The 17,885-nt window shown below is 70.5% G+C and carries 19 protein-coding genes; 4 read left to right on the top strand and 15 right to left on the bottom strand.

Going from position 1 to position 17,885, the window contains the following annotated elements; genetic code table 11:
- Window positions 1-27 precede the first annotated feature (27 nt).
- The 10 genes from DSX2_RS17490 to DSX2_RS05870 all read right to left on the bottom strand — a co-directional run bounded on the left by DSX2_RS17490 (window position 28) and on the right by DSX2_RS05870 (window position 8,212).
- Window positions 28-1,218: a PP2C family protein-serine/threonine phosphatase gene (locus DSX2_RS17490; protein ID WP_020880251.1), complete on the bottom strand. Its 1,191-nt coding sequence runs from the start codon at window positions 1,216-1,218 to the stop codon at window positions 28-30.
- A 31-nt stretch (window positions 1,219-1,249) separates the two neighbouring features.
- Window positions 1,250-2,635 carry a rhodanese-like domain-containing protein gene (locus DSX2_RS05910; RefSeq protein ID WP_020880250.1) on the bottom strand — a complete coding sequence of 462 codons (1,386 nt, stop codon included), beginning with the start codon at window positions 2,633-2,635 and terminating at the stop codon, window positions 1,250-1,252.
- A gap of 119 nt (window positions 2,636-2,754) precedes the next feature.
- Window positions 2,755-3,147, bottom strand: a complete 393-nt coding sequence (locus tag DSX2_RS05905; RefSeq protein WP_020880249.1) for a hypothetical protein — start codon at window positions 3,145-3,147, stop codon at window positions 2,755-2,757.
- A gap of 10 nt (window positions 3,148-3,157) precedes the next feature.
- Window positions 3,158-3,538, bottom strand: coding sequence for a NifB/NifX family molybdenum-iron cluster-binding protein (locus DSX2_RS05900; protein WP_020880248.1), 381 nt, complete (start codon window positions 3,536-3,538; stop codon window positions 3,158-3,160).
- A gap of 3 nt (window positions 3,539-3,541) precedes the next feature.
- Window positions 3,542-4,459 carry an ATP-binding protein gene (locus DSX2_RS05895; protein WP_052014703.1) on the bottom strand — a complete coding sequence of 306 codons (918 nt, stop codon included), beginning with the start codon at window positions 4,457-4,459 and terminating at the stop codon, window positions 3,542-3,544.
- A gap of 22 nt (window positions 4,460-4,481) precedes the next feature.
- Entirely contained in the window at window positions 4,482-5,390 is a 909-nt protein-coding gene (locus DSX2_RS05890) for a 4Fe-4S dicluster domain-containing protein (protein ID WP_020880246.1), read from the bottom strand.
- On the bottom strand, window positions 5,387-5,740 hold the full coding sequence (locus DSX2_RS05885) for a NifB/NifX family molybdenum-iron cluster-binding protein (RefSeq protein WP_020880245.1): 354 nt from the start codon (window positions 5,738-5,740) through the stop codon (window positions 5,387-5,389). The genes DSX2_RS05890 and DSX2_RS05885 overlap by 4 nt, the downstream gene beginning before the upstream one ends.
- 100 nt (window positions 5,741-5,840) lie before the next feature.
- Complete coding sequence (locus DSX2_RS05880) at window positions 5,841-6,167, bottom strand: hypothetical protein (protein ID WP_152512854.1); 327 nt, start codon at window positions 6,165-6,167, stop codon at window positions 5,841-5,843.
- Between the two features lie 8 nt (window positions 6,168-6,175).
- On the bottom strand, window positions 6,176-6,682 hold the full coding sequence (locus DSX2_RS17485) for a hypothetical protein (RefSeq protein ID WP_020880243.1): 507 nt from the start codon (window positions 6,680-6,682) through the stop codon (window positions 6,176-6,178).
- 180 nt (window positions 6,683-6,862) lie between these two features.
- A complete protein-coding gene (locus tag DSX2_RS05870; RefSeq protein WP_020880242.1) occupies window positions 6,863-8,212 on the bottom strand; it encodes a sigma-54-dependent Fis family transcriptional regulator in 1,350 nt (449 codons plus the stop codon).
- 343 nt (window positions 8,213-8,555) lie between these two features.
- Between DSX2_RS05870 and DSX2_RS05865 the strand changes: the two genes are divergently transcribed.
- The 3 genes from DSX2_RS05865 (at window position 8,556) to DSX2_RS17990 (ending at window position 12,416) form a co-directional block, all read left to right on the top strand.
- Window positions 8,556-10,052 (top strand): sigma-54-dependent Fis family transcriptional regulator, encoded by a 1,497-nt coding sequence (locus tag DSX2_RS05865; protein WP_020880241.1) that lies wholly within the window; start codon window positions 8,556-8,558, stop codon window positions 10,050-10,052.
- A 393-nt stretch (window positions 10,053-10,445) separates the two neighbouring features.
- Window positions 10,446-11,042: a hypothetical protein gene (locus DSX2_RS17480; RefSeq protein WP_020880240.1), complete on the top strand. Its 597-nt coding sequence runs from the start codon at window positions 10,446-10,448 to the stop codon at window positions 11,040-11,042.
- A gap of 81 nt (window positions 11,043-11,123) precedes the next feature.
- Entirely contained in the window at window positions 11,124-12,416 is a 1,293-nt protein-coding gene (locus DSX2_RS17990) for a (Fe-S)-binding protein (protein WP_084486491.1), read from the top strand.
- Window positions 12,417-12,573: 157 nt separating this feature from the next.
- Here DSX2_RS17990 and tmcA read toward each other — a convergent pair whose 3' ends face one another.
- Genes tmcA through DSX2_RS18550 form a run of 5 tightly spaced genes read right to left on the bottom strand, consistent with a single transcriptional unit; the run spans window position 12,574 to window position 16,856 of the window.
- The gene (tmcA, locus tag DSX2_RS05845; protein ID WP_020880237.1) at window positions 12,574-12,984 is read right to left on the bottom strand and encodes an acidic tetraheme cytochrome c3 TmcA; all 411 of its coding nucleotides are present in this window, start codon (window positions 12,982-12,984) and stop codon (window positions 12,574-12,576) included.
- Window positions 12,981-14,381 carry an electron transfer complex ferredoxin TmcB gene (gene tmcB / locus DSX2_RS05840; RefSeq protein WP_020880236.1) on the bottom strand — a complete coding sequence of 467 codons (1,401 nt, stop codon included), beginning with the start codon at window positions 14,379-14,381 and terminating at the stop codon, window positions 12,981-12,983. Before tmcB ends, tmcA begins: the two co-directional genes overlap by 4 nt.
- A gap of 30 nt (window positions 14,382-14,411) precedes the next feature.
- On the bottom strand, window positions 14,412-15,071 hold the full coding sequence (gene tmcC, locus DSX2_RS05835; protein ID WP_020880235.1) for a TmcC family electron transfer complex membrane anchor subunit: 660 nt from the start codon (window positions 15,069-15,071) through the stop codon (window positions 14,412-14,414).
- A gap of 8 nt (window positions 15,072-15,079) precedes the next feature.
- The gene (gene tmcD, locus DSX2_RS05830) at window positions 15,080-16,342 is read right to left on the bottom strand and encodes an electron transfer complex subunit TmcD (protein WP_020880234.1); all 1,263 of its coding nucleotides are present in this window, start codon (window positions 16,340-16,342) and stop codon (window positions 15,080-15,082) included.
- Window positions 16,343-16,367: 25 nt separating this feature from the next.
- The gene (locus DSX2_RS18550; RefSeq protein WP_020880233.1) at window positions 16,368-16,856 is read right to left on the bottom strand and encodes a sulfur transferase domain-containing protein; all 489 of its coding nucleotides are present in this window, start codon (window positions 16,854-16,856) and stop codon (window positions 16,368-16,370) included.
- A gap of 478 nt (window positions 16,857-17,334) precedes the next feature.
- Here DSX2_RS18550 and DSX2_RS05820 point away from each other — a divergent pair, with 478 nt between their 5' ends.
- A complete protein-coding gene (locus tag DSX2_RS05820) occupies window positions 17,335-17,853 on the top strand; it encodes a PocR ligand-binding domain-containing protein (RefSeq protein ID WP_020880232.1) in 519 nt (172 codons plus the stop codon).
- Window positions 17,854-17,885: the final 32 nt, after the last annotated feature.

Below are 17,885 nucleotides of genomic sequence, written 5' to 3'. Positions count from 1 at the left end.
GCGCATCGCGTCGCGCAATGCCGTTTTTCAGTCATGCAAATTGCCGCATAAGCCGTCGCGGCGGGAAGGCTCTCGGGTACACCGCGCCACGACGAGCGTGACGTCGTCCTCCTGCGGCATGTTGCGCGTGAAGGAACGCATGGCCCCGCACATGGCCCGCAGCAGCTCCTCGGGCGGACCCGAGGCGTGGGCGTCGAGCACGGCCTCCATGCGTTCCCAGCCGAACATCCCGCCGCCGTCCGCCCCGCCCCGCGCCTCGCGCAGGCCGTCCGAGGCCAGGCAGAGGCAGTCGCCCGGGGCGAACGGCAGGCGCGATTCCTCGAAGTCCGCGTCCGGATCCACGCCGAGCGGAACGCCCCGCCCTCCGAGCCGCACGATGCGGCCAGTGGCGGCCTGCCGGAGGAGGCCCGGGTCCTGTCCGGCGCGGACCCATCTGATCTCGCCCGCGCCCAGGTCCAGGCAGCAGAGGAGCAGGGTCATGAAGCGGCCCGAGGCGCCCATGTCCTGGCAGAGCATGCGGTTCAGGTCCCGCACGACGTCGAGCGGCGCGCCGGGCCTGGTGGCCCGCATGCGCACCATGCCCCGCACCGAGGCCATGAGCAGCGCCGCCTCCAGACCGTGCCCCGCGACGTCGCCGAGGAGCACCTGCAGCCTGTCGCGCGCGCCCACGGGCAGAAGGAAGTCGTAGTAGTCGCCGCCCACGCCGTGCGAGGGCACGCAGCAGCCCGCGAGCTCCACCCCTTCCAGGCGCGGCGCCTCCCTGGGCAGCAGGCGCTGCTGCACCTCCTGGGCCATGGCCAGGGCCCGTTCCTCCTCGCGCAGATCGGTCACGAAGACGAACTGCCCCACGAGCCGCCCGGCTTCGTCCCGCAGCTGCGCGCCGTGGATCATCACCGGCACGGCCGCGCCGTCCGGCCGCACGAAGACCGCGCGGAAGTGGCGGCGCTCCCGGCGCACGAACTCGCGGCGCTTCCGCTCCAGGAAGGCCTGGGTGGTCTCGTCGAAGAATTCCCAGGGATGGCGGCCGACGAGCTCGTCCCTGCCCCGGCCGAGAAGGCGCAGCAGGGCCTGGTTGACCTCGGTGATGCGCAGCTCCGGGTCCATGAGGAAGAAGCCCTCGGCCGCGTATTCGAGAATGCGGCGGCACTGCGCGAGGCCGCCCCCGGCCTCGCCGGTGCCCCGCGTCCCGTCCGGCCCCTCGCTTCCTGCGGCGCTCATGGCGCGTTCCCTGCCCGCGGCCCGGCCCGGCTCAGGAGGACACGGGCAGCCCGGCGCCGCGCCAGGCGAAGAAGCCGCCCGCGAGCGAGCGCACATGGCTGAACCCGGCCTGGCGCATGAGGCTGCCCGCGATGTTCGAGCGGTACCCCGAGCCGCACTGGGCCACCACGTCCGCGTCCTTGCCAAGGTCCGGGAAGCGGCCCTCGAGCATCGCGGTGAGCGGGAAGTGCACCGCCCCCGCGATGCGGCCCGCCTCCCACTCCGCCGGGGTGCGCACGTCCACGACCACGGGCGCGGCCTTCCCCTTCAGCTCGTCTGCCAGCTGGTGCGGGGAGGTCTGGCCGAGCTGGGCCACGGGCCTGCCGCTCATGAGCCAGGAGGAGACCCCGCCCGAGAGGTAGCCGAAGATGCGGTCGTAGCCGATGCGGTGCAGCTCGCAGGTCATGCGGTCGTAGCCCTCGCGGCCGTCGGTCACGAGGAGGATGTCCGCGTCCGGCTCCACGACCATGCCCACCCAGTTGGCGAGCTGCTTCTCGAAGCCGATGTTGATGCTGTCCGGGATGTGGAAGCCGCCGAAGGAGGCGGCGTCGCGGGTGTCGATGACCACGGCGCCCTCCCGCATCAGCTCCTCGAACTGCGCGGGCTCGAGCCGCTTGTCCATGGGGCAGGTGTCGAGCAGGGGCGCGCCCTTCCTGTTGGTCTCGATGATGTGGCCGTAGCTCTTGGGACGCGCGGGGTAGGACGAGGTCACGTCCTTCTTGAACTCCTCGAAGGAGGAGAAGCGCAGCATGCGGTTGGCCCGGCGCTCGTAGCCGAGCGTGGAGCTCTTCTTGGCGCTCAGCCCCTTGCCGCAGAGCGTGCCCTGGCCGTGGGCCGGGTAGACCTCCAGGTAGTCCGGGAAGGCGGCGAACTTCTCGTACAGGCTCGTGTAGAGGTTCTGCACCTGCTGCGCGATCAGGTCCTCGCCCGCGAGGTCCGGCCTGCCGGTGTCGCCCACGAAGAGGAGGTCGCCCGTGAGCAGCATCTCGGGCTCGTCCGAGCGCGCCGTGTCCGTGACCAGGAGGCTCACGGAGTTGGGCGTGTGGCCGGGCGTGTGCAGGACCTCGATCCTCGCCGCGCCGAGCACGAAGACGTCGCCGTCCGACAGCCCCTCGTGCACGTAGTCGATGGGCACGGAGTCGTTGATGTAGATCTTCGCGCCCGTGACCGCGCGCAGCTCCTGGTCGCCGCTCACGTGGTCCGCGTGCAGGTGGGTGTTGATGATGTGGGTTATGCGCATGCCCTCGGACCGGGCGATCTCGAGGTAGTCCGCGATGTCCCGCTTGGGATCGACGACGGCCATGACCTTGGCCGCGGGACAGCCGACGACGTAGGACTGGCAGCCGAGGCCCGGCACGGTGATCTGGTTGAAGTACATGGTTCGGCCTCCTTGGGCGGAGTTTTTTCACTGCCCGATGCTAGCAGCCTTTCGCGCCCGCGGGCAAGGTTCGCGGAAAGGAAAGGGCACGGACGGAGAACGCCCGTGCCCCAAATCCGCTAGCCCTGCACCAGCCAGAGCCGCTCCAGGAGGCGGCAGGCCTCCTTGGGGCCGGGCTCGGGCGGGAGCTGGGCGAGCAGTCCGAGCCCCTCGCTCTTCTCGTGAAACGCCTCCGGAGCGAGGCCGCCGACCACGGCGGTGCTGACGAAGGCGTCCACGCGCAGGACCTGGGCGGCCAGGGCCAGCGGGTCCCCGCCCGGCAGGTCCGGCAGCCCCTCGTCCGCGATCAGGAGCTTTGGGCGCCTGTCGCGCACGAGGGACAGGGCCTCTGCGGCCGTGACCGCGCAGGAGACCTCGCAGCCCTCGACGCGCAGCGCCTCGATGAAGGGCGCGAGCGCCCTGGAACCGGCCCGGGGGCTGGCGACGACGGCGGATGTTCCCCCTCCCGGCATGGCGCCCACCCTAGCCGTGTCCGCCGCCGCAGGTGAACTCCGGGGCGAAGCGCCGAAGCTGTCCGGCCAGGAAGGCCTCCACCGCGTGCGAGACGCTTTCCGCGCCCGCGCCGTGGAAGACCTCGATGCCCACCTGGTTGAAGCCCATGAGCGGGCGCATGCCCATGCCGCCCGCGATGAGCACGGTGACGCCGCTGCTCGCCAGGTGGTTGACCGGGGCCATGCAGCCGCCCTGCTGGTGCGGGACGTTGGGCAGGGTGGCCACGCGCGTGACCTCGCCGCCCTGCACCTCGATCAGGGTGTAGAGGTCGCAGTGGCCGAAGTGCGCGCCCACGGCGGCGGTCATCCCGCCCGGCAGCTCCGAGGGAACGGCGATAAGCATCTTGTCCATGGTTCAGGCTCCTTTGAGTGTGGTGAGAACGGGCGCGGCCGCGGTCTTCGCGGCGCGTCCGGCGGTTTCGAGAATGGTCGTCCAGATGTCGCGGATCAGCGGGGCGAGCGGCGAATCCGTCTCCGTGACCGCCTTGCGCGCGAGCATGGCCGCGGTCACGTCCGGGTGGAACGGGATCCTGCCCGCCACGACGTGGCCCATGGCGCGGGCCGCGTCCTCGATGGCCCGGGTCTGCTCCGGGTTCAGGTCGTGCTTGTTGACGACGAGCGCCAGGGGGACCCGGAAGTGGGCGCACAGCTCGGCCACGCGGGCGAAGTCGTGCGCGCCCGACGGCGTGGGCTCGGTGACGGCCACGGCCAGGTCCGCGCCGCTGAGCGAGCTTATGACCGGGCAGCCGATGCCGGGCGAGCCGTCGCAGAGGATGAGGCTCCTGCCCTCCTCTTCCGCCAGCGCGCGGGCCTCGCGGCGCAGGAGCGTCACCAGGCGGCCGGAGTTCTCCTCGCCCGGAAAGAGGCGCGCGTGCACCATGGTGCAAAAACGCGTGGCGCTCACGTGCCGCTCGCCGCAGGTCTTGTCCAAAAAGTCCACGGCCCCGGCCGGGCAGCAGGCCACGCAGACCTTGCAGCCCTCGCAGCGCACCGGGTCCACGACGTACTCGCCGTCCACCTCCCGGACGGCCCCGAAGCGGCACAGCGCCGCGCACTGCCCGCAGTCCGTGCAGCGGCCGGGGTCTATCGCCGCCTCGTGGCCGGAGACGAAGGGCTCGCTTCGCAGATGCTTCGGCGCGAGCAGGATGTGCAGGTCCGGCGCGTCCACGTCCAGGTCGCAGACGATCCTGTCCTCGGCCAGGTGGGCGAAGGAGGCGGTGAGCGAGGTCTTGCCCGTGCCGCCCTTGCCGCTGATGACCACGATCTCGGTCACTTTCCTCTTTGCGGGCTTCGCGTCAGGCATGGGCGGCCTCCGTGATCTTGCCCGCGGCCAGCCCGGCCACGCGGGCGGCGAGATCGGTGAAGAGCGCGTGCAGCCGGGCGTCGAGCCCCGCGATCAGGCGCGAGCGGGCGTAGGCCTCGGCGATGGCGCGCTCGAAGGGGATCTCGGCCAGCACGGGCAGGCCGTTCGCGCGGCAGAATTCCTGGATGGACTCGTCGCCGAGCCCGGCGCGGTTGACGACCACGCCCATGGGCTTGCCGAGCGGCCGAAAGGCCTCCACGGCCAGGGCGAAGTCGTGCAGGCCGAAGGGCGTGGGTTCGGCCACGAGGAGGACGGCGTCCGCGGCCGTGACCGCGCTCACCGCCGGGCAGCTCACGCCCGGAGGCGCGTCCAGAAGGGCGTCCATGGGGCTCCCCTCCCCGGCCGGCAGGGCTGAGAGGCGGCGCACCACCTCGCGCATGAGCGGCGGGCTCATGGCCTCGCCCACGCGCAGGCGGCCGGAGAGGAAGCGGATCGGCCAGCCGCCGGACGAGGTGCCGCCGTGCACGACGCCCTCGGACACGGTGCCGAGCTCGCGGCGGCCGGACAAGAGGGAGTGCTCGGGGCACAAGGCCAGGCAGCCGCCGCAGCCGTGGCACATCTCCGGGAAGACGAGGATGCGCCCGCCCATGCGCGTCACGGCCTTGAACTGGCAGAGCTCCACGCAGGTCCCGCAGAGCGTGCAGTTTGCGAGCGGGGGCAGCGGCACCTCGAGGAAGGCGCTCTCCTCGGAGGCGATCTGCGGGCGCAGGAAGAGGCCGAGGTTCGGCTCCTCCACGTCGAGGTCCACGGCCGCAACGGGTCCCGGCCAGACCGAGGCGAGGGAGGCGCAGACCGTGGTCTTGCCGGTGCCGCCCTTGCCGCTGGCGATGGCGACGATCACTTGTTGGGCCCGTCGGCGAAGGAGACGTTCCCGGCCTTGAAGCGCTCCACGGCCTCGCGCACGGTGATGCCGGAGAGGTCCTGGCCCACCTTGATGCCCGCAGCGGAAAGCGCGGTGAAGGCCTTGGGCCCCACCCAGCCGGTGAGGAGCACGCCCGCGCCCGCGGCCGAGACGTTCTCCGCGGCCTGGATGCCCGCGCCCTGCGCCAGGGTCTGCGACGAGCCGTTGTCGACCCAGGTGTCCTTCATGGTGGAAAGGTCCACGACGACGAACCCCGCCGCCCGGCCGAAGCGCGGATCGACGGGGGAATCGAGGCCCGGGGCCTCGGCGGTGACTGCGATGATGTCCATACACTCCATCCTTTTCGGCGGGAGAGGGGGTGCCGGGCGCCGCTTGGCGCCTCTCCCGCCCGTGGCTGTCTCGGGGTTGCCGACTCGTGCCGCGCCCGGCTCAGGCGCCGCGCCTGCGGCACGAGCCGTCGCGGCGGCGCAGCCGCCTGGGGAAGGCGGCCGCGCCCGCGCCGGTCTGCTCGTCCTGGTCGGGGGCGGGCGCGGCGGCAGACGTGTCGGGGGACGTCTCGGGGGACGCGTCGGGGGACATGTCGGCCGACACATCGGCGGGCTGCACGGACTTGACGCCGCGGCAGCCGCCGCGGCCCATGCCCTTGCCCTGGCCCTGGCCCTGGCCCTTTCCCATGCCCTGTCCGCAGCCCCGGCCGCGGCCCGTTCCGCGTCCCTGGCCCTGCCCCTGTCCCTGTCCGCTCATTCCGTTATTCATTGCGTTTCTCATGGCGTCTTCTCCTTGGCGGGCGTCTTTGCGTCCGCCGCTTGCGCCTGTTTCGGCCCGTTCTCCGGTCCCGGCCCTTCGCACCCGGCGCCCGCCTTCGTGCGCGCGCCGCCGCAGCCTCGGCCTCCCCGGTGTCCTCGGCCGCCCCCGGCCCCGGGGCCCAGCCCCCGGCATCTGCACGGGCAGCCCGGCATGGCCAGCCCGGCCACGTCCCCGGACAGCAGCGCCTCCGCGACCCTGTCCAGGCTGCCGCACAGCCAGGGGATGACGCGCACCCCCCGGCCCTCGAGCGAGAGCCGGTCCTGGCGGCTGATGCCCCCGCACAGGAGCGTTCCGGTCTGCAGCGAGTCCAGCCGCTCGGCCAGCACACGGGGCGCGGCGTAGGGGATGCCGCACTGCGCGAGTTCGGTCACCCGGCCGCAGTCCACGTCCACGAAGACGAGGTGCGTCGTGGTGTCGAGCAGGGTGGCCAACCGGTCCTGGTGGCAGGCGAGGCACAGGCGCATGGCGTTCTCCGGGCATTGTGCGGCGCCGCGCTGAAGGCGTTCGCGCGCCGCCGTCACGCCACCTTAAGCAGGGAGCATGCCAGGGAGATTTGTCTGTAAAGACAGGCTATTGGCGAAGCGGATGTGGTGAGGGGGAGACGAAGAAACGCGGCAGAATGCAGCGTTTTTCAGGAAAACGACTTATTTTGCGTCGTTCTTTTTCAGGATGCGGCGCAGGGTGTCGCGGGAGATGCCGAGCTCGCGGCAGGCCGCGATCTTGCGGCCCTTGTTGCGGGCCAGGGCCTCGCGCACGGCGGAAAGCCGCATGTCCTCCATGGTCTGCGCGCCGGACTTGGCCCTGGGCGCGGCCTGGGCCGGGTGCAGGGACTCGGGCAGGTGCTCGAGCTGGATGAAGCCGCTCGGGCAGAGGATGAAGGCGTACTCCACGATGTTCTCGAGCTCGCGCACGTTGCCCGGGAAGGGGTGGCGCATGAGCAGCTGCATGACGTCCTCGGACACGCCCTCGATGGGCTTGCCGGTCAGGCAGCGCCGCTTGTGCACGAAGTGCTCGGTGAGCAGGGGGATGTCCTCGGGCCGGTCGCGCAGGCGCGGCAGCTTCAGCTGCACCACGTTCAGGCGGTAGTAGAGGTCCTGGCGGAAGCCGCCCTCCTCCACGAGGCGCGCGAGGTCGCGGTTGGTGGCCGCCACCACGCGCACGTTCACCGGCTCCGGCGCCACGGCGCCCAGCGGCTCGATGACGCGCTCCTGCAGCGCGCGCAAAAGCTTCACCTGGAGCGGCAGCGGCATGTCGCCGATCTCGTCCAGGAAGAGCGTGCCGCCGTCCGCGAGGCGGAAGCGGCCGGGCTTGTCCTTGCGCGCGTCCGTGAAGGCCCCGGCCTTGTAGCCGAAGAGCTCGGACTCCAGCAGCTGCTCGGGCAGCGCGCCGCAGTTCACGGCCACGAACGGCCCCTTCTTGCGCGGGCTCAGGGTGTGGATGGCGCGGGCGAAGAGCTCCTTGCCCGTGCCGGACTCGCCGAGCAGGAGCGTGGCGGCCTCGCTCTCCGCGATCTGGGGCAGGATGTCGAGCATCCTGATGAGCGCGCCGCTGCGCGTGCGGATGTCCTCGAGCGTGTAGAGCCCTTCCAGCTCCTTGCGCATCAGCTGCAGGGCCGAGAGGTCGCGGAACGTCTCCACCCCGCCGATGACCCGGCCGGACTCGTCCTTGAGCGGGGCGGCGCTGATGGAGATGGGCACGCGCGTGCCGTCCTCGCGGATGATGAAGATGGACTTGTTGCTCACCGGCGCGTCCTGCTCCAGGCTCGCCTTCATGGCGCACGAGCCGTCGCAGATGCTCGAATGGAAGACCTCGCGGCAGGTGCGGCCGATGGCCTGCTCGGGCGCGATGCCCGTTATCTCCCCGGCCGCGCGGTTGAAGGCCGTGATGCGCCAGTTGAGGTCCACGGTGAAGACCCCGTCGGCCACGCTGTCCATGATCGCGGCGCAGGTGACGTTCGCGGGGAAGGCGGAATTCTTTTTCGTTCGTCCGGCCATGGGGCACTATTGTATCCGCGGCGGGCGCGGTCAAGGGACTTCGCCGAAAAACGACGCAAAATGCGTCATCCGGATGCACCCTGCAACGCGGCCGCCCGGCCGTTTCGCGCCAACACCATGTAATCGCTTGATTTCAGCGCATGGCACGGCACATGCTCAAGGAAGAGGCGACACAACAGCCACGCGCGTCCGCCCGGCCCCGCCGCCGTGGGGCCGAGCGGGCGCGACGCCGGGTCCGCGGCCTGACAGGACGTTTCGCCAACGCCTCCCGTCCCTCCCCCGGGCGGGCCTCCCCGCCCGGGGGCATGGCCGAGGCGCGGCGCCCGGCCAAGAGAGGATGCCCATGCGCAATGCTTTGCCCAGTCCTGCCGCGCCTTCCGCGCCTTCCGCCTCTTCCGCCTCCTCCCGCTCCGGGGGCCGCCCCGGGGCCCGCTCCGGGGTCCGCTCCGGGGCCTCCGGCACGCCTGACGAAACGCCTCCCGGCCCGGCGGGCGACGGTCCGGGCGGCAGCCTGCGCGCGGGCCTCTCCGGCGGCCGGGTGCTGGACAACCTGGGCGTGGGCGTCTTCTCCGTGGACGCGGACTGGACCATCATCTCCTTCAACCCCGAGGCCGAGCGCATCACCGGCTTTTCCGCGGCCGAGGCCATGGGCCGCAAGTGCTGGGAGATCTTCCACACCGAGTACTGCAACCGCAACTGCCACCTGCAGCAGGCCATCCAGAGCGGCAAGACCGTGGCCCGGCGCCAGGTGCACTACCTGACGCGCGACAACCGCCGCGTGCCGCTGGAGATCACGGCCTCGCCCCTGCGCGGGGAGCGGCGGCGCATACGGGGCGGGGTGCAGTGCTTCACCGACCGCTTCGGCCCGGCCGAGGACGAGGCCAGGAACGCGCCGGACGACGTGCTGCGGGGCGTCATCTGCCGCGACCCGCGCATGATCGAGCTCTTCACCACGGCCCGGGCCGTGGCCTCCACGGACGCCTCCATCCTCTTCACCGGCGAGACGGGCACGGGCAAGGACGTCATGGCGCGCAGCATCCACGCCATGAGCCCGCGCCGCGCCGGGCGCTTCATCAAGGTCAACTGCGCCGCCCTGCCGGACCGGCTCCTGGAGTCCGAGCTCTTCGGCTACAAGGCCGGGGCCTTCACCGACGCGCGCAAGGACAAGCCCGGCTTCTTCGAGCTGGCCGAGGGCGGCACGCTCTTCCTGGACGAGATCGGCGAGATCCCCCTCGAGCTCCAGGCCAAGCTCCTGCAGGCCCTGGAGGACCGCCAGTTCTACCCCCTGGGGTCCAGCAGGCCGGTGAGCGTGAACGTGCGCCTGCTCTCCGCCACGAACGCGGACCTCACGCGGCGCATCGCCCAGGGCTTCTTCCGGGCCGACCTCTTCTACCGCCTGCGCGTGCTCGAGCTGCACATGCCGTCGCTTCGCGAGCGCACCGCGGACATCGTGCCCCTGGCCGAGCACTTCCTGGCCTGGGCCGCTGAGCACTACGGCAAGAAGACCACCCACCTGGACGACTCGGCCAAGCGGCTGCTCGTGCGCCACCCCTTCCCGGGCAACGTGCGCGAGCTCAAGCACGTCATCGAGCAGGCCGTGATCCTCTCCGAGGGCAAGACCCTGGCCGCGTCCGTGTTCCAGCCCATCCTCAAGCGCCGCGAGCCGGAAAAGAGGCTGCCCGCCCCGCCCGACGAGTCCGCCCGCACCCTCGTGGACCGCGAGCGCGACGTGATCCTGCAGGCCCTCATGGAGAACGACTGGAGCATCCAGCGCACGGCCGTGAGCCTGAACATCAACCGCACCACGCTCTGGCGCCGCATGCGCAAGTACGGCATCTGAGGCCGTAGCGCCGGGACTCTCGAAACGGCGGCCGAAACAGCGCCCAGACACGAGCAGTCCCGCGCCCGCCCTCGCGCCTCCGCCTCCCGGGCCATCCGCCTCCCCATCCGGCCGCCTCCCTGTCCGGCCCTCCTCTCCGGCCTTGTGCGTCCCTCTCCCCGTGCGTCGTTTTCCACACGTTGCAGGGGTGCAACCCGCGCGGGTTGCACCCCTGCAACGTGTCTTCCAGCGCGCTGCGAACCATCCAGCAACCAACTGATATGACGGCAGTTTTCCGGCAGCAAACGACTGGCACGGCTTTTCCATAGGCAGGGGGCATCGGAACATGCAGGGGCCATCGCGGTGCTCGATGCTGCGCGGTCCCGGACAGCGACCCCGAAAATGGGAGGACGCATGGAAAAGTCACGCGAGGAGTTTCTGCGCACCAAGGCCTATCCGTTCTACGAGGCCGTGTGCGGGCTGTTGCGGCTGATGACCGAGGCCCGCGCGCACCCGGCGGGCATGGAGCCAAAGCCCCTGTACCTGAGCGAATGCCGCATCAAGGGCGAGGGCTACGACATCCGCTTCGTGCTGCGCAACAAGGGCATCCGGCCGTTCCTGGCCTTCATGGACGAGCCCTGGCCGCACAAGGTCTACCTCGGCCGCCTCACCAAGCACGGCCTGCCCCATCCCTTCGTGGAGGGCGTGAAGGTCTTCTTCAACTTCCTGCTCATGGAGGAGGTGCTCGACCCCTTCCTGGCCGACCTCGCGGCCATCGTGGCCGAGTGGTCCGCCATGAGCCCGCCCCGGCCCTCGAGCTGCCCCTTCGCCTCGCTCGCCGACTGCGCGCAGGGATGCGCGCAGGGATGCGGCGCGGAGGGCGCGGACGGAACCGGCGGCTGGAAGCCCCTGGGCGGGGACGGCCCCATGCCCGGCGAGCGCGGCCCCGCGCGGGCCAAAACGGAAAAGGACGCGGGCAGGGACGCGGACGCGGGAGGGACGCTCCACTGACGCTTCACTGGCGCTTCCCTGGGCGCGGCAGTCCCCGGGACAACCCGGGGAACAGTTCCCGAACATCGTGAGGAGGATCGTATGACCGAACCGATCGTCGTCGAGAATCTCGAGCATCCGTTCCTGGACAGGGTCCAGGGGCTGCTCCCTGAGGGCGGCCACCTGAGCATGTGCTTCACCTGCGGCGCCTGCGCCTCGGGCTGCCCGGCCACGGGCCTCGAGGGCATGGACCCGCGCCGCTTCCTGCGCCTGCTGGCCTTCGGGCAGGAGAAGGAGGCGCTGGAAAGCCCCTGGGTCTGGATGTGCACCATGTGCCGCCGCTGCGTGCACGCCTGCCCCATGGGCGTGGACATCCCCCAGCTGGTCTACGAGGCGCGCCAAAGCTGGCCGCGCGAGAAGCGGCCGCGCGGCATCGTCAAGTCCTGCGACATGGCCCTGACCAACGAGGGCGCGAGCGCCATGGGCGCCAGCGCCGAGGACTTCCGCTTCGTGGTGGAAGACGTGCTCTCCGAGGTGCGCGAGGCCGATGCGCGCTTCGCGGACATGCAGGCGCCCATCGACAGGAAGAACGCCACCTTCTTCCTCAACCAGAACTCGCGCGAGCCGGTCACCGAGCCCGACGAGATGGTGCCCCTGTGGAAGATCCTGCACCTGGCCGGGGCCGACTGGACCTACGGCACGCTCGGCTGGTCGGCCGAGAACTACTGCATGTTCGCGGCCGACGATGCGGCCTGGGAGAGCATCGTGCGCAAGAAGGCGCGGGCCGTGGACGACCTGGGGGCCCGAACATGGCTCAACACGGAGTGAGGGCACGAGTTCTACGCGGTCCGGTCCGGACTGCAGAAGTTCGACATCCCCCATTCCTTCGAGCTCGATTCCATCATCCGCTGGTACGCCCTGTGGATCCGCGAGGGCAGGCTCACGCCGAGCGCGGACTGGAACAGGGAGCTGAAGATCAGGTTCACGGTCCAGGACCCCTGCCAGCTCGTGCGCAAGTCGCTGGGCGACCCCATCGCCGAGGACCTGCGCTTCGTGGTCAGGAGCGTGGTCGGCGAGGAGAACTTCGTGGACATGTACCCCAACCGCTCCAACAACTTCTGCTGCGGCGGCGGAGGCGGCTTCCTGCAATCGGGCTACACCGAGGCGCGGCACGCCTACGGCAGGATCAAGCTGCAGCAGATCCTGGACACCGGGGCGGCCTACTGCATCACCCCCTGCCACAACTGCCACTCGCAGATCCACGACCTGGCCGACCATTTCAAGGCGCCGTACCGCACCGTGCACCTGTGGACGCTGCTCGCGCTCTCGCTCGGCGTGCTGGGTGAGAACGAACGGACCTACCTCGGGCCGGACCTGGCCCATTGCGGACTCTGAGGTCTCAAGGGGACCCTGCGACGGCTCCGCACCCTCGGACCGGACGGGAACCCACCCCACGCACTGCCGCCCCGGGATGCAACGTGCATCCCGGGGCGGCTTTTTCCGGTCCCGGGGCCGGCCGGTGGCGACGGCGCGGCCCCCTCGCTGGCGTCGGTCAGCCCTTGGGGTGGCATTCCCCGCACATCACCGGCCCCTTGCCGCGCTGTTCGTGGCAGGTCTGGCACTGGCGATGGTAGGCGTTCATCAGGGTGGTCTCGGCCGTAACGTCCTGCCCGCCCGCCGCGGCCATGCCCGCCTTCAGGGGATGGCAGTCCGAGCAGGGCACGCCCACGGAGTCCTGGTCCTTCTGCAGGACGCCGTTCTCGTAGGCGTGGTGGCAGGCGGCGCAGTTCTCTATGCCCGCCGCGGCGTTGTGCGCGTCGTGGTTGAAGGGCACGGCCGCCCGCTTGGCCGGGGCGAAGGCCGGATCGGCCAGCTGCCGCATCTCGTCCTGCGAGCGGCCGGGCACGGCCGCGCCGAGGAAGAGCACGGCCAGGGCCGCGGCCAGGATCAGGGTCCTTTTCATGCCGTCTCTCCCGCGTCCTGTTCTTCCCAGGGTTTGTCCATGCACTCGTAGATCAGGTCGCCGAGGAACTTGATCTTCATGTCCAGCTTGTAGTGGTGGATGATGTCCTCGAGCCCGCCGTGGCAGTTGTGGCACGGAGCGATGACCGTCTTCACGCCCGTGGCGGCCAGCTGCTCGGCCTTGATCCGGTTGCCCTCCACGCGGGTGTTCCTGAACGGCGGCCCGCAGTTGATGACCCCGCCGCCCGCGCAGCAGCAGTAGTTGTGCTCGCGGTTGGGGTGCATCTCGACCAGGTCCGGGACGAGGGCGCGGGCGACCTCGCGGCCCATCTCGTGCAGCCCCATGCCGCGCACGATGTTGCACGGGTCGTGGAAGGTCACGGCCTCGTCGTACTTCTTGGCGATGGATATCCGCCCGCTGGAGAGCAGCTCGTGGTAGAACTGGACGGCGTGTATGACCGGGGTGGGCCGGTCGCGCCAGCCAAGCCAGCGGTTGCCGACGTCGTGGACGGAGCGGAAGGCGTGTCCGCACTCGCCCATGACGATGCGTTTGACCTTCAGGCGGCGCGCGGTCTCGAAGTGGGCGCGCTTGAGGCGGCCCATGAGCTCGTAGTCGCCGCTGTACATGGCCATGTCGCTGTTGTCCCAGCCCGGGGTGGCGGGCATGGTCCAGTCCACGCCCGCGGCGTGCATGATGACCGCGGCCTGGTAGATGAGCTGGGTGCGGAACTTGGGCTCGGGCCCGATGACCGAGTACATGATCTCGGCCCCTTCCTTCTCCAGGGGGATGCGAAGGCCGGGCACCTCGTCGCGCGCCTCGTCCTCCTGCCACTGCAGGCTGTCGATCCACTCGTCCTCGCGCACCCACATCTGGTTGAGCGTGGCGGAGTGGCTGTTGGCCGTGTCCTGCAGGTACTTGGGCGTGACGCCGAGCTTGAAGCACAGGCGCCGGATGAGGCCCACCAGATAGGCGATGTCGATGCCGAAGGGGCAGTACATGGAGCAGCGGCGGCAGAGGTTGCACTCCGTGTAGGCGATGCGCGCCGCCTGCCCGATGAACTGCGGGTCCACGCGGCCGCCGCGCTTCATGATCTCCCACCAGGTCTGGCTGACCTTGCCCACGGGCGAGTAGCTCGGATCGTTGTCGTGCGAGAGATAGTAGTGGCAGGCCTCGGCGCACAGGCCGCAGTGCACGCAGGTGTCCAGGTAGGTGGAGAGGCGCGCGCCCACCTCTCCGGACAGGAAGTCCCTGATCGTCTTTTCCGTGCGCTCGGGCGTGAGGCGCGAAAGGCCGAGGGCCAGCCCCTCGTCTATGGACGGGTCCCTGGACGGGCCGGGGACCCCGCCCGCCTTCGCACCCGCTGCGCCCGACGTCGCGCTCGTTGCTGTGGCGTTCATCATTCCACCTCGTGATTGGCTGAAGAGCGGTTACCAGTCGCGCGCGTGTCGCACCGCGCCGAATTCCGAGCCGATGTACGCCCTGGTGAAGGGGGCGAAGATCATGTGCGAGAGCCTGGTGAAGGGGATGGCCACGAGCATGGCCTCGCCCGTGAGAATGTGCAGGACGAGCATCAGCCGGTAGTCGAGGAGCTGATGGTAGGCCAGGAAGCCGGTCACGAAGGGCGCGGCCGCGATCCCGAGGAGGACGTAGTCCGAGGTCCGGGTCACGAAGCGCACCTCGCGCGCCAGGATGCGGCGGACGAGGAAGAAGACGCAGGCCGCCACGACCACCAGGGTCATGGCGTCGGCCGCGCCCTCGGGCAGCGCGGGCCAGGAGATCCCGAAGGCCGTGTCCAGCATGACGAGGTGCGCCAGCAGGAAGACGGGCGCCGCGAGCAGGCAGACGTGGAAGGCGAAGGCCACCACGGTCATGACCGGGCGGCGCCGCATGTTCACGCTCATGAAGGGCACGCTCCAGTGCAGGATGGAGCGCAGGCCGTAGTAGAAGCTCATGTACTCCAGGACCTGGGCGTCCTTTCTGCGCGATATGGCGATCATGGTGACCAGGCGGTAGAGCGAGCCGACCACGAACACGGTGAAGGACGCCCAGACCAGGGGGCCGCTGACGAATTGATAGATGGCGTGCATGTCCCCTCCTACCTCCGGCCGTTGCCGAGCCGCTGCACGCTGCGGATGCAGGCGCCGTCGTCCACGCGGTTCACGAGAACCTTCTGCCCGTCCGGGGAGAAGGCGAAGCCGTGCACGTCCCCGCCGCCCGTGCCGACGATCTCTCCGTCCACGGCCAGGGCGCGGCGGCCGTCCGTCTCCACCAGGGCACCGACCCGCGAGCCGTCCGGGCTGAAGACCGGCGGCCAGGCGCGCTCGAAGTCGCGCGCCCAGGCCTTGCCGTCCGCCAGCACGGTCCACCTGCCGCCCCGGCAGACCGCGGCGGCCAGGCGGGAGCCGTCCGCGGAGAAGACCGCGTCGCTCACCACGTCGAAGGTGGCCTGCCAGGGGCGGTCGTCCACGGCCATGGTCCACTGCCCGAAGCGCGGGCTGACCACGGCGGCGATGCGCTCGCCGTCCGGGCTGAACATCTGGTGCCAGAGCTGCACGTAGGTGCCGTTCCACAGCGTCTGGCCGTCGCGCGCCAGGCGCCACTTGCCGCCGGAGCGCACCGGGGCGACCACGCTCTTCCCGTCCGGGGAGAAGCGCGGCTCCCAGACCGCGGAAAAGGTGACGGGCCAGGGCTCGCCGTCCACGGCGATGGTGTGCTCGTGCAGGGAGAGCCGCACCTCGGCCGCGAGGCGCTTCGCGTCCGGGCTGAAGTCCAGGCTCCAGACGTTGACGAAGTTGCGCGGCCAGGCCACGCCGTCCACGGCGGCGGAAAAGACGCCCTTCCCGAACTTCTCGATCTCGGCCTGGCCCAGGGGCTCGGTCTGCACGGCCGCGGCCGCGCGGCTGCCGTCCGGCGCCAGCAGGGCGTTGTTGGCGTTGGCGAAGAGCTCGTCCCAGGGCGCGTCGTCCACGGCCAGGCCGTAGCGCATGCCGTTTTGCACGCACAGGCCGATGTGCGCCCCGTCGCGGCTGAAGAGCGGGTTCCAGGCGAACTCGAAGGTGTTCTCCCAGGGCTCCCCGTCCACGGCCAGGGTCCATTCGCCGTCCTGCTGCACCAGGGCGCAAAGCCGCCCGTCGGGCGCGAAGCGCAGGTTCCAGACCTTGTCGAAGGACTGCTCCCAGTCCTCCCCGTTGACCCGCACGGTGCTCACGTCGTCCGCGAGCCTGGCCACCGCGGCCGCGCGCGAGCCGTCCGGACTGAAGCGGGGCTCTTCCACCCACTGCGTCCCCTTGCCCGGCCGACCGAGGTCGGCGAGCGTCCGTTCGCCGGCCTCCCAGTCCACATCATGGCTTTGCAACATGTGCGCTCCCCTTCTCCTCCACGCCCTAGCCCCTGGTGAAGCCCGGCTGCCTGGAGTAGTAGTTCAGTTGGATTTCCGGCCAGTTCGCCCGGTAGAAATCGAAGATGTAGTTCTTCAGCGCGTATTCCTTGTCGATGCTGCAGCCGCAGCTCTTGGCCTTGCGGAAGACCTCGAAGATGGACTCGCCCCTGCCCGCGCAGGCCAGGAAGCAGAGGATGCCCATGGGCCTCTTGCCCCCGGTGGAGAAGATGTGCACGGGCGCCCTGTCCGCATCGAGGACGGTGCGCCGGAAGCGCTCGATCTGCTCCTTGTCCAGCCGCTTCTTCGAGATGGGGATGCGGACGTAGTCCAGGCCGTGCTCCGCGGCCTTGGCCATCATGTCCGCACCGCCGGGCTCCGCGCCCTCGCGGGTGTCCACCAGGGTCTTCACGCCCTTGGCGGCCAGCTCGCGCAGGCCTTCGTCGTCCGGCACGCCGCTGATGCCGATCCCTTCGCAGGTCATGATCCGGTTCATGGTCACACCTCGCTTCGCGGGACGGGATTGCCGCCCTCGGCTCTGGGCCCCGGTCGGCGAGCTGCGCCGCAGCCGGGACGTCGCACCTGCACGGCGCTGAGCAAGGGGCGTTCCGAAGCACGCCATGAAAAAACATTCTTTGATTGCAGCGTGTTGAAAAAATCCGGAGGCGAAGGGAAGAAGCCCGCGATGCAGCCGGGTTGCGGCGGTGCAACACGGCATGCTCGCTTCCCGCAACGCGCCGCAGCGCCGGGCCGCAGGGGCGGCAATGACCGGAGATGAAGGGCGGCGGAGCGGACGGCGCGGGGCCGTGTCGCGGCCGGGTTGCGCATCGGCACCGGGACGTGTTGCGGCGGCGCAACCGCCGCGCCGCGGCCCGGGCCCGATCCTTTGCGGCAACACACTGATTTCAGGGGATATTCGCGGCGTCGCCCGGCCCGGCACGCTCTTTTCTTTGCTGCGGGCAAAGGAGGCCACGATGACGCTCACCGATCTCTTGGACGTCTCGCGCTGGGAAGCGCTGGAGAGGAACATCACCACGCGCCTGGGGCTGAACCCGGGCGTTTTTCATGCGGACGGCCGCAAGGTCACGGGATACTCCAACTGGGTGAACCCGCTCTGCCCCGCCGTGCGGGCGGTGCCGAACGGGCTCTCGCAGATCTGCTCGTGCGCCAACCAGGTCATCAGCCGCAAGGCGGAGCGCGACGGCCCGGTGGTGGAGGAGTGCGACGCCGGGCTGTGCAAGATCGCCGTGCCCATCTTCGCGCCCGGACGGAACGGATCGCGCGGCGAGTTCCTGGGCGTGGCGGGCGGCTGCGGCGCACGGATCGCGGACTCCGCCCTCGGCCTCTTCCACGTGGGCAGGGTCACGGGGCTCGCGCCCGACAGGCTGGAGGAGCTTGCCGCGTCCGTGCCGACCATCACCCCGGCGATGGCCCGGCACGCCGCGCTGCAGATCGCGGACTGGGTGGAGCGGATGCTGCCTGCCCAGGCCTGAGCGGACGGGCGGGAAGACGAGGAAGGAAGGAA

Origin of the sequence: Desulfovibrio sp. X2 (assembly GCF_000422205.1) — a bacterium.
GTDB lineage: Bacteria > Desulfobacterota > Desulfovibrionia > Desulfovibrionales > Desulfovibrionaceae > Alkalidesulfovibrio.
The sequence above is the reverse complement of the archived record's forward strand: the minus strand, read 5'-3'. Positions and strand labels throughout refer to the sequence as shown.